Below are 11,192 nucleotides of genomic sequence, written 5' to 3' on the forward strand. Positions count from 1 at the left end.
GGCTCAGTGCTAAAATCTGGTGATATCTTGTACCATTTTAAATCAGTCCGCACATTCGCCAAGAACTCAAGTTCTTGGCTAACAGCTTAAGTCCACTAAAGTGGACTAGAAATTGTGTATTAGGACTATCTAAACCATTATCATTATCGTCTATTTTGCCATTTTTATGCTTTACTTATTTCATCTGATTTTTACTCTCTGCCTTGCCTTCACCACAATGAAAGCATTCAAGCAGACATAATATTTTACAGTCGTCTTTAGACGACTTTCGCTTTTGGTTCCTTGGGTTTAAACCCAAGGCGATTGGTGCGATCTATACCCAATTTAAATGCGTGATAGCTTACCAGATTTGGATGTGGATTCGCCTGTGGGTGTTTAATCTGAACTTGCCGAAATGCATCCAGCAAACTCAGATTTTCTTCTTCTTTTAAGGTGGCTACAGCAAATAAACTGGAACGACTGATTCCAGCACCACAAACAATTAGCACGGTTTTACTCTTGGCTTTTTCCTGGCGAACAAACTCAATACCTGATTTTAGCTGTTCAAAAGGTAGCGGTTGACCATCTTCAACGGGAATATAATGGGATACAATATTAGGCTGTTTAAGCCAGAAACCCCTCACCCCCAGCCCCTCTCCCACTCAGGGGAGAGGGGAGCAAGAAAGGTAATATTATATCCGGTCGCCCCCTAATAAAAACACCTGAAACCCTTTTTTTTGCAGCATTAAATTACTGGCAATCGCCATAACATGATATTACAGCAGATTGCAGGTCAATGAAGTATAAGCTAAAAGGTATTTAAATTGTGTATTAGTAGCGAGCAAGATGCTCGCACTACACGGCTTTCGCAATCATTGATATTAAGGTTTAAATACCGAACAGCTTACCTACATAATGACACTAATTAATTAGATAAAAATACAGTAACTCACGAACTTACAATGGGCTGTATATCCAAAGTTTATCTGACTAAATTTTTTATTATTAATTACTCCGGTTCCCCTTCTCCCTCGATGGGAGAAGGGGTTAGGGGATGAGGGTGAAATGCCACGAAACACCAGATCACAAATCGGGTTCAATACCTGCGGCTCGCAATTGTGCAGCTAATCGCTCGGCTCTTTGACGTTCTTGGTCTAATTGAGATTGAACCTGTTCGGCTTGTTCATGACCTGTTAATAATAAATTACCTTCAGAATCCCACCAACGTAACCACGGCAATTCTGTATTTTGATATCGACCTTGCCAGATTCCTAATTCAACACCTAACGGTAGAATGGGATAATGACCCCGCTCATTTGCAGTTACTAATTGATACTGACCTGCAACTAAACAATAAACTTCAACCCTGGCGCGGTTCACTTCATAAATGCCGTAATACGCCTAGAAGCGATCCTAATCCCAGTCCTAACAAAGATGTTCCCAGCAAAATTAGATAGGTGTGAAACTTGCTGAAGGATTCTTCTAACTTCTTCGTAGCCACACGCCCAGCCATAAGTGCAGCAATAGGTCCATTCATCGCCCCAACGAGAGCGGGCTCTATACCATCAACCCCAGCCACAGTCACAGCCAAAACCACAGCCCCAGCAATAGTCCCAAAAAAAACCACAGCTATCTCAGTCTCACGCTCAGCCTCAGTCCTAGCCTCAATCCCAGGCAGCATCCCAGTCCCAGTCACAGTCCCCAAAAAAAACCCAGCCGCCAACCAACCTTCAGCCTCAACCCAAAAAATGCCTATCACTAGGTAGCATCCTGCTGTTACCGTCAGCCTAACCCATGGAATAGTTCTTGCTGTTCTATAACGTTGCCTAGAAGTACGGTTGCAGCGATCCAAAACGGCTTATTTCAGTGCCATTGATGTTAGGAGACTGTAGGGGCGCACCGACGTGCGCCCTTAGCCAGGGACACTGTTCGGCATTTAAACCGTCATATCAATCATGGTGGAATCCTTGTCGTAGTGTGAGCATCTTGCTCACAATCTCAAACACCACTGAAACCCGAAAACATAAAGGTGTAGAGAACGATTAAAGGTTCAGTGCAAGATTTCAGTCAGCTATTCAGTGATATTAGAAATGATTACGATTTGCTTGATTCTACTCCTCTAAAATCTCAACCAAATCCTCAATCATCACATCAAACGTGCGAGCTAACTTATAGAGGGCAGTATAATCGACCATTGACATTCCAGGACGACGGGCATAACTTCTCACCGTACTGTAAATTACACCAGAACGGTCGGACACTTCCTTCAACGTCCATCCCTTCTCTTGTGCAAGTTCTCGAATCTTTAGCCTAACTAACCCCATCCTTGACAAATGATGCAGTTGCATCGTTTAATGAGAGAACCTGAAAAAGCGATCGCTCTTTCTGTCTCGCAAACTTAAGAGCGATCGCATTAATGCCCCATTAAATGGGAAGTATCTTCTATGTTATCAACACATACCACAAAAACGCCCACCTTTGAAGCATCAAAACTACATTACAAATCCTCCACCCGTCACCCCTTAGCACGATTCGTCACGGTAGAGACTGTCGCCTTGCTGTTTAACCGCTCTCCCGACGAGATTTATCGCATCGAATGCTGGCAGCATATCGTTTATGTTCACGGTAAAGGGTTGAGCCGATTTGTTAGCTACGCCGATTTTCCACCCATCCTGGAAGCCAAACCCCCCACCCCTCAAGATAGGGTGCGTTGGCGCAAGCGCTGGAAATCCCGAATTGCCCCAGAATTTTGGACAACCTTCTATGGATACCAATTCAACCGAGCAACGAGTGAATCCCAGTTGCTAGCGTGGGGACAATTCGTTGGCATTGTCAAAGGGTTGCTATCAACAGCCGCCCTACAACACCTGCGCCAACGGTATCAGCTAGAACAATATTGGTGGCGTTACTTTTGACGGCTGAATCTGGCTCAACTTAAGGAGAACAAAACCATGATAGATCAACGTGCGATCGCGTCAACCTTAACTCTTCCTCCCCTGGAAAACGGCGATAAACTCACCCGCATCGAATTTGAGCGCCGCTACCATGCTATGCCCCAGGTGAAAAAAGCGGAATTAATCGAAGGAATCGTTTATATGGCATCACCGTTACGCCTGAGAAAACATGGAGAACCCCATGCTCGAATCATGACAGGGTTGGGTAATTACTGGGCAGCAACTCCTGGAGTCGGATTAGCAGACAATACAACGGTACGCCTGGATACTGATAACGAACCGCAACCCGATGCGTTATTAAGAATTGAGAGAGGAGGGCAATCCTGCGTCAGCGATGACGATTATGTCGAAGGTGCGCCAGAATTGATTGTAGAAATTGCCGCCAGTACCGCCTCCATCGATTTACATGACAAACTTAATGTTTACCGCCGTAATCAGGTACAAGAGTATTTAGTGTGGCGAGTGTACGATCAGCAATTCGATTGGTTTAGATTACAAGAGGGTGACTATATCCAGCTAGAACCCAATGAAAATGGTATTATTTGTAGTGAAATCTTTCCTGGCTTGTGGTTAAAACAATCTGCCTTACTCGCTGGAGATTTAGCCAAGGTATTGGAGATTGTCCAACAAGGCATAGCCACAACAGAACATCAGATGTTTGTTAAGTCCTTATCGAGGGAGTAATCATGGGACGAAAAGCGAAACTAAAACAACTTCGACGCCAAAGCCAAGCACAAAAACAGTCGCCAACGTCAACACAACCGGACGACTTTGAGTCAACCCAATTCGTGCAACAACTTCAAGGTGAAGGCTATAAGCTTGATCAAGCGCAGCATTCTCCAGACGTGCCATTGCCAAAGCCCTTTAAAAAACCCAATCCCCAGTTATAACTATTTACAGCCAAACTGTAGGGTGCGTTAGCAAAGCGTAACGCACCAATCAATCCTTAACATAGCCGTACCAAGACAGGTTAAAATCTAAAGAGGACTTACAGAGGAAGCTGTGCTGTTTCCAACCAATCAAAGATTCGGTCTAATTGCTCCAATGAAATGAGTCCATATTGCCACAAAGTCATTGGTAATAAATTAGGACTCTCTTCCTGATGGCGTAAAGCTAAGGAAATCGATGACGATGGGATCGCCAACTCTTCTCGTAAAAAGTGAATAAACTTGTCAAGTGCTGGGGATTTCATGGTTTTGGGTGGGGGGTACTGGCGCTGGTTAGTAGTAAGGTACACTTAACGGCGATCAAAAAACCTCACCCATTAGAGTTATTCTGGGGATCACCCGGCGTGGAGGCAAAATCCGTAAATATACCCTGTGCAAGATGAAAAAGGGTGGGTTAGGCTTAACGGAGAAAGCATAAATTCTCTCACCATGACCACTCAATCGAGCCATATTGTATCGCTGGTGCGGGAAATCCGGAACGGTTTACAACTAACTCAAGTGCAGTTTTCTCAGGTGTTGGGAGTGTTATTTCAGTCGGTCAACTGTTGGGAAAATGGCAAAACTAAGCTTTTACCAATAGTTTTTCAGCCGATTGAGGTGATAGTGAGGCACAGGAGTGATGGTCGAAAAACCAACTCCCTTTGGCATCGCGATTTTGATTGTTTAGTCCAGTCCTTTTTGAGGGAGTAGGAATCGTGGAAAGCCCCCTTCAAATCGATTTTCTGAGCAATCCTAAGATGGTTTGGGCTGTGGCGGAGGGAGAACGTTTAACCTATGGACATCTTTTTAACCCAGCGTTTGCCACGGAAACCTCCCTCATTGAACCACTACCACACCAGCGTCTTGCGGTTTATCAGTATCTGCTTAAGCAACCCCGCCTGCGTTTTCTCTTAGCTGATGATGCTGGGGCGGGTAAAACGATTATGACGGGACTCTATATTCGGGAAATGTTGAGCCGTCGGTTGATTAATCGAGTTTTAATTGTTCCCCCGGCTGGATTAGTGGGCAATTGGGAACGGGAAATGATGTCGCTTTTTAGTCTACCGTTTCGCATTGCCAGTGGTAGTGAAGCAAAGTCTGATAACCCTTTTATCGGTGCTGATAGTGATTTGCTGATTGTGAGCGTGGATACGTTAGCGGGAGAGCGGATGTTCTCGCGTTTAAAGGAATCAGAGGTTATTCCCTACGATTTAGTCATTTTTGACGAAGCCCACAAGCTATCGGCTGACAGAGAACCTGATTTTTATATTCGCCGCACCCAACGGTATCGATTAGCCGAGGCGTTGACGGGAATTGAGACAGAAGATGAGCGGTTTTCGCTGGCTTGGAATTGTCATCACTTATTACTACTGACAGCTACCCCTCATCAGGGGAAAGATTTCCCCTATTATTGTTTGTGGCGATTGTTGGAACCGGAGGTACTGTCCACGTTTGATGCCTTTAATGCTTATCCGAATCAGGCTCGTCAGCGTCATTTTTTGCGCCGGGTTAAGGAAGAAATGGTGCGCTATGATGGCAGTCTCATTTATCCGATGCGGGTGTCTGATACCTTGAGTTATGAGTTAACTCAGGGAGAGATTAGTGAACAGACACTTTATGATCAAACGACGGACTATATTGAGTCGTATTATAACCGCGCCCGGATATTAAATCCTTCGGCAGCAAAGTTGGCAATGAGTGTGTTTCAAAGGCGTTTGGCGAGTTCTACTTATGCGCTGATGCAGTCGTTTGCACGTCGTTTAGAAAAGCTGAATGGGTTGATTGCTGATATTGAATCGGGTCGCATTTCGATTGAAGACTTGCGCCGTCGCCAGCAGCGTTTGGATAGGGAGGTGCGCGATACCTTGGCGGAAAAGACAGCAGATGAAGAGGTGACTGAGGAGGGTCAAGAGGAGAGTGAAGTTGCCCAAAATCAGGCTTTGGCAGGAATCGCGGCTGTTTCACTTGATGAGTTGGAAGCGGAACGAGTGGTGGTTCAAGACTTGCTGGATTTGGCGATGCAAGTCAATGAGACAGCAGAAGAATCTAAGTTTGCTAAATTGCGGGATTTTATCAGTAGTCCTGACTACAAAAACCAAAAAATTATTATTTTTACCGAACATCGGGATACCCTAGATTTTTTGGTGGGGCGGCTTGAAGGGATGGGATTTACGGGACAGGTTGCCCAGATTCATGGGGGGATGTCTTATCAGGAACGGGATGAACAGGTGGAGGTTTTCCGTAAACCGATAAGTGAGGGCGGTGCGATGTATTTGGTGGCGACTGATGCGGCGGGTGAGGGGATTAATTTGCAGTTTTGTTGGCTGATGATTAACTACGATATCCCCTGGAATCCGGCGAGATTAGAACAGCGGATGGGACGGATTCACCGTTATGGTCAGACCCATGATCCGGTCATTATTATTAATTTAGTGGCTGGGAAGACTAGGGAGGGGCGGGTACTGAAGACACTTTTGGATAAGTTAGAGCGAATTCGCCGAGATTTGGGTTCTGATAAAGTGTTTGATGTGGTGGGTCGCATTTTTGAGAGTGTTGCTATCAAAAATTATATGGAACAGGCGATTACGGATCAGGGGGCTGAGGAGGCAGAACGAGAGATTGAGCAGCAGTTAACCCCAGAACAAATTCAGGCATTACAGCAGCAAGACGCCAATTTATTCGGCAAAACGGGGGATGTGAGAGCGCAATTACCCCAACTGAATGCCCAACGGCAGCATGAAGAATTGCGCCGCTTGTTACCGGGATATGTGCGACGTTTTATTGAAAAAGCGGCGTCGCTGGTGGATATTGAAATTGAGGGAGATTTGGACGGTTATTTTTCATTCCAAGCGCTTCAGCCGGGGGCGTTGGATTGGTTATTACCGCTGTTGGACGCCTATCCTCCTGAACAACGTCGTCGCCTTACGGTTTATAAACCTAAAAATACACGAGAAGCGGTTTTTCTCCATCCGGGGGAACCTGTATTTGACCGCTTTCGGGAGTATGTTTGCGGTAAATTTGCTCAAGCGGCGTTGCGAGGGGGTGTATTTATAGACGCGAATGCCCAGCAACCTTATCTGTTTCATATTGCCCTGATTTGTGTAGTGAGAAAAGCGGACTCGACTCAACGACAGTTAGGGCGTCAGGAAATTCTCGACTCTCGGTTAATTGGTTTAAAACAAGGGACAGAGGGTCAAATTGAGGATGCACCACCGGAGTATTTGACGCTGTTAAAAGAGGGTGAGGGGATACCACCACAGGGAATGTCTTTGGTTATCAAAGCACCGGAACTTTGCCAACTGGCTAAAGCCCATGCCTTAGAGTTTGTCGCTCAATCCTTGGTTATGGAACACCGTCAGGCATTGGTAGAAACAGTACCAGAACGGGAAAGTTTTCTCAAGCGGGGGTATGACTATCAGGAAGCGGAACTAGCGGCGAGGCGGTTACGATTAAGGGATAAGGTCAATGCGGGTGACTCTCGTGCTAAGGGGGAAATGACTAAAATCAAGAACCGCCAGCGACAGTTGGCTAGGATCAGAGAAGAGGCGATCGCAACATTACACCGTGAACCTGAGTTGATTGTACCCGCAGAGGTAGCGTTTTTGGCTCATGCATTGGTGATACCATCGACTGATCCAGAACAGAGGAAGCGTCAGGATCAGCAGATAGAAGCCATGGCGATGAACAAAGCTTGGCAGTTTGAAGCGTCTCAGGGGGCTGTGGTGCAGGATGTTTCCACGCCCCAATTAGCGCGGGAGGCGGGATTAACCGATTATCCTGGTTTCGATTTGCTGTCTCGGTATAGCGATGGACAGCAGTTATCTATAGAAGTGAAAGGGCGGGCGCAGATTGGCGCTGTGGAGTTAACCGAGAATGAGTGGGTGGCGGCTTGTAATTTGCGAGAACGATACTGGCTTTATGTAGTGTTTAATTGTGCCAGTTCTCATCCCAGATTATGGCGCGTTCAAGACCCCTTTGGTAAATTAATAGTAAACACGAAAACCCGTATAGTCATTGATGAGCAAGCAATTTTTCAAGCTTCCCAAGAGTAATACTAGGAAAAAATACTATCAGCCAGCGTACAATCAACCTGAACAACGATGACCACTCAAATTACCCTAAACTTGTCAGATGACATATACCAAAAAGCCGAATATTTTGCCCAATTGACTAACCGCAATGTAGCTGATGTTTTGGCGCAAGTGATTGCCCTTTCTTTTTCTCCGCTCATACCCCAGGCTGGATCAACTGAGAGTAGAGAAAGGTTATCGGTTGCTACGCTTTCTAATCAGGAGGTTATCACTTTAACTGAACTGCAAATGGAACCTGAACAAGACCAACGCTTAAGCGAACTGCTCTATAATCAACAGGCAGGAACGCTGACGGATGCTGAACGTTCTCAATTGTGGGCTTTGATGCAAGTTTATCAAGAAAAGCTATTACTTAAAGCCACGGCATTGCGCGAGGCAGTTCAGCGCGGCTTGCGAGAACCTTTAAATTAAAGGCATGAACACAGGCTGGATATCGGAAGCACTGCGAGATAAAATCCGCACCCAAGCGGGCAACCAATGCGGTTACTGTCGGAGTTTGCAGAAATATGTGTTAGGAGTTTTGGAGATTGAACATATTATTCCTAAGGCAAAAGGAGGTACAGATGAGGAAGATAATTTATGGTTAGCTTGTCGTCTATGTAATGGTTATAAAGGCATTCAAACCCATGCCGAAGACCCAGTAACGGGTAAACGAGTGAAACTATTTAATCCCAGAACACAGAAATGGTCAAGACATTTTGCCTGGAGCAAGGATGGCACTCAAATTCTGGGACGTACTGCCTGCGGTCGAGCCACCGTTATTGCTCTACAATTGAATAATATTGTATCAGTCACAGTTAGACAACAATGGGTCATCGCTGGTTGGCATCCTCCCACAGAAAACGGCTAGTTCATCTCCAACGTATAAAATCGCTATTTAAAATGACTGATTCCCCCCGCCTAATTGAAGTCGCATTCCCCCTCAAGCAAACCTCGATTGATTCCGTTCACGAAAAGAATGTTCGACACGGACATATTTCTACACTACATATCTGGCCCGCCAGACGCCCCTTAGCCGCTTGTCGTGCCGCTTTAATTGCCACCCTATTACCCGACCCCGGCAATAAGAAAGAACGGGATGAAATCCTCAAACGATTGGGCGGCACAGTTGTTGAAAAAATCAAAAACGAGGGCAAGGCGAAAGAAACAATCAAAGAAGAAACCAAAGGCGGAATTCTGCATTGGGGGAGAGAATCGAGTCCTGATTTAGATTGGTTCAAAGAGAAAATTCGGGAGGCGTATGGGGGACGTGCGCCGAAGGTTTTAGACCCCTTTGCTGGTGGTGGTGCTATTCCCTTGGAGGCGATGCGATTGGGGTGTGAGGCGACGGCGATTGATATTAATCCCGTGGCTTGGTTTATTCTTAAATGTACTCTGGAGTATCCGCAAAAGTTAGCGGGTCAAAAACGTCCTTTACCTTCATTTGTGTTGAAAGATAGAGAGTTTATGGCGTCTTTTTTTAAGGCACAGGGGTTAAAGGGAGCTGCATTAAAACAAGAACTCGCCCGTTTGGGATTAGATGAAGACGAAAATCGGATCAAAGGCTGGGAAGCAGCGGTGGCAAATGTGGAATCATCGGTGACTCTTGAGGCGGATTTAGCATGGCACGTCCGGGCTTGGGGGTGGTGGGTATTGCAACAGGCGAAGAGGGATTTAGAACGGTTTTATCCGGTGGTGGATGGGAAGCCAACGGTGGCGTATTTATGGGCGCGAACGGTTAAATGTAAAAGCTGTCGGGCGACGATTCCCCTGTTAAAAACTCGCTGGCTTTGTAAGAAGGATAAGAAGCGAGTGCTGCTGACGATGGAACCGTTGGTAGTAGGCACTTCAGTGCCTGACTCATCAGACAATGATGCCAGCACTAAAGTGCTGACTACGAACAATCAGGTTAGTAGTAGGCACTTCAGTGCCGAACCGAACAGTGATACTAGCACTAAAGTGCTGACTACGAACAATAGTGTGGTGTTTGGTATCCAAAATGATGTGCCTGTGGTAGGGGGAAATTCGGCACAGAAGAAGACACATGATAAAAAGATTGGCGCGGGTACGATGTCCAAATCTGGGGCAAGTTGTCCTTGTTGTCCCTCGATTATGACGATGGAGGATATTCGGTTAGAGGGGAAAGCTGGGCGATTGGGTGCGGTGATGACGGCTGTTGTGGTGGATGGGGATAAGGGGAAAGAGTATCGGTTGCCAACAGCAGAAGAAATTCAGATGGCGGCTGAGGCTGAGGAGGAATTAGAAGGGGTATTTGCTGAGATTCCATTTGGGTTGCCAGAGGAGCCGACGCCACCTCCTGCAGGGTCAAAGCAGAACTCATGCTCTTTGAGAATTTATGGGCTATTGCAATGGAAAGATATATTTTCACCTCGTCAGCTATTAGCACTGGGAACTTTTGTTAAGCAAACTCGCGCTATCCGCGAGGCAATGCAAAAACAAGGCTATTCATCTGAGTGAGGTCGATGTTGTTGTCACAGATCCTCCATATTATGACGCGATTTCGTACTCTGACTTGATGGATTTCTTCTACATCTGGCTTCGGCGGTCACTTTATGGACTTTCACCGGAAATCGATGAAGCTTTCCATGAACGGCTTCTCTCAAAGGAATATCGCCAATATGAGTAAATTTAAGCCAATATGACCATATAGTATCATACTGGCTGTCTGTTATCAACCCCAGTAAAAATGATACCTTTGGCAGAGAACTGACTCAAGATATCGCCGCTATTTTCCAACGACAGCAGGAAGAACGAGTGCAACCTGTGGGCAAAGACGATGTAGCGGAAGTGCTACGGCGTCGGTTATTTACCCCCGATTCTATCCGCGATCGCACGAAATTCTCCCCCCAAGTTGTCGCCGCCCTCAAAGGTATCGCCAATCTAGACGAACAAACCAACAAAGAAAAGAATTTAGCTGAACAGCGCTTTCGCCAAAGTTACCCCTTTCACCGCTTCTAAAAACCTAGACAAACCTACCCACAAGTAATTCTGTCTTGGTATAAGTCCACGGTGTAACTTTTGGTCGATAACCGTTAACGCTTGCGCTTGGCTGATACCCGGCATTGTTGCTCGATATCAGTCTTAACCAACGGCTCCCAGTTAGAGACACTATAGTAATCGTGCCTACGATTGACTACAGGGCATCGACCCATAAAATTATTAAATTGATATAGAGCGCTCCATACGTGCTTTCTCGGATTCACTCCGAGATAGGCGGACACAGAGCGCGGCAATCTCTCACT

The 11,192-nt window shown here is 46.0% G+C and carries 12 protein-coding genes and 2 pseudogenes; 8 read left to right on the forward strand and 6 right to left on the reverse strand.

From position 1 onward, the window contains the following. Positions 1 to 257: 257 nt before the first annotated feature. The 4 genes and pseudogenes from RIE73_RS31480 to RIE73_RS31495 all read right to left on the reverse strand — a co-directional run bounded on the left by RIE73_RS31480 (position 258) and on the right by RIE73_RS31495 (position 2,303). Complete coding sequence (locus RIE73_RS31480; RefSeq protein WP_446404912.1) at positions 258 to 623, reverse strand: protein-tyrosine phosphatase family protein; 366 nt, start codon at positions 621 to 623, stop codon at positions 258 to 260. A gap of 439 nt (positions 624 to 1,062) precedes the next feature. Continuing rightward, positions 1,063 to 1,380, reverse strand: a pseudogene (locus tag RIE73_RS31485) (Uma2 family endonuclease); the annotation flags it as partial. Next, a complete protein-coding gene (locus tag RIE73_RS31490) occupies positions 1,361 to 1,738 on the reverse strand; it encodes a hypothetical protein (protein WP_446404913.1) in 378 nt (125 codons plus the stop codon). The pseudogene RIE73_RS31485 and the gene RIE73_RS31490, both read right to left, overlap by 20 nt. A 352-nt stretch (positions 1,739 to 2,090) precedes the next feature. Continuing rightward, the gene (locus RIE73_RS31495) at positions 2,091 to 2,303 is read right to left on the reverse strand and encodes a helix-turn-helix domain-containing protein (RefSeq protein ID WP_446340786.1); all 213 of its coding nucleotides are present in this window, start codon (positions 2,301 to 2,303) and stop codon (positions 2,091 to 2,093) included. Between the two features lie 120 nt (positions 2,304 to 2,423). Between RIE73_RS31495 and RIE73_RS31500 the strand changes: the two genes are divergently transcribed. The 3 genes from RIE73_RS31500 to RIE73_RS31510 are packed head-to-tail and all read left to right on the forward strand — an operon-like array spanning position 2,424 to position 3,823. Then, on the forward strand, positions 2,424 to 2,894 hold the full coding sequence (locus RIE73_RS31500; protein ID WP_446404914.1) for a hypothetical protein: 471 nt from the start codon (positions 2,424 to 2,426) through the stop codon (positions 2,892 to 2,894). 36 nt (positions 2,895 to 2,930) lie between these two features. After that, entirely contained in the window at positions 2,931 to 3,617 is a 687-nt protein-coding gene (locus RIE73_RS31505; protein WP_446404915.1) for a Uma2 family endonuclease, read from the forward strand. A 2-nt stretch (positions 3,618 to 3,619) separates the two neighbouring features. After that, positions 3,620 to 3,823: a hypothetical protein gene (locus RIE73_RS31510; RefSeq protein ID WP_446404916.1), complete on the forward strand. Its 204-nt coding sequence runs from the start codon at positions 3,620 to 3,622 to the stop codon at positions 3,821 to 3,823. A 98-nt stretch (positions 3,824 to 3,921) separates the two neighbouring features. On the opposite strand, the gene RIE73_RS31515 is transcribed toward RIE73_RS31510, so the two are convergent. Continuing rightward, positions 3,922 to 4,125, reverse strand: a complete 204-nt coding sequence (locus tag RIE73_RS31515; RefSeq protein WP_446404917.1) for a DUF2949 domain-containing protein — start codon at positions 4,123 to 4,125, stop codon at positions 3,922 to 3,924. Between the two features lie 450 nt (positions 4,126 to 4,575). On the opposite strand from RIE73_RS31515, the gene RIE73_RS31520 reads away from it, so the two are divergent. The 5 genes from RIE73_RS31520 (at position 4,576) to RIE73_RS31540 (ending at position 10,908) form a co-directional block, all read left to right on the forward strand. Continuing rightward, entirely contained in the window at positions 4,576 to 7,911 is a 3,336-nt protein-coding gene (locus RIE73_RS31520; protein WP_446404918.1) for a helicase-related protein, read from the forward strand. 48 nt (positions 7,912 to 7,959) lie between these two features. After that, the gene (locus tag RIE73_RS31525; protein WP_446404919.1) at positions 7,960 to 8,361 is read left to right on the forward strand and encodes a hypothetical protein; all 402 of its coding nucleotides are present in this window, start codon (positions 7,960 to 7,962) and stop codon (positions 8,359 to 8,361) included. A 4-nt stretch (positions 8,362 to 8,365) separates the two neighbouring features. After that, positions 8,366 to 8,800 (forward strand): HNH endonuclease, encoded by a 435-nt coding sequence (locus RIE73_RS31530; RefSeq protein ID WP_446404920.1) that lies wholly within the window; start codon positions 8,366 to 8,368, stop codon positions 8,798 to 8,800. 32 nt (positions 8,801 to 8,832) lie between these two features. Then, positions 8,833 to 10,407, forward strand: coding sequence for a DUF1156 domain-containing protein (locus tag RIE73_RS31535; RefSeq protein WP_446404921.1), 1,575 nt, complete (start codon positions 8,833 to 8,835; stop codon positions 10,405 to 10,407). A gap of 213 nt (positions 10,408 to 10,620) precedes the next feature. Next, on the forward strand, positions 10,621 to 10,908 hold the full coding sequence (locus RIE73_RS31540) for a DUF499 domain-containing protein (protein ID WP_446404922.1): 288 nt from the start codon (positions 10,621 to 10,623) through the stop codon (positions 10,906 to 10,908). A 74-nt stretch (positions 10,909 to 10,982) separates the two neighbouring features. On the opposite strand, the pseudogene RIE73_RS31545 reads toward RIE73_RS31540, so the two are convergent. Then, positions 10,983 to 11,192: pseudogene (locus RIE73_RS31545) on the reverse strand (hypothetical protein); the annotation flags it as partial.

This window comes from Coleofasciculus sp. C1-SOL-03 (assembly GCF_040220555.1).
Lineage (GTDB): Bacteria > Cyanobacteriota > Cyanobacteriia > Cyanobacteriales > Coleofasciculaceae > Coleofasciculus.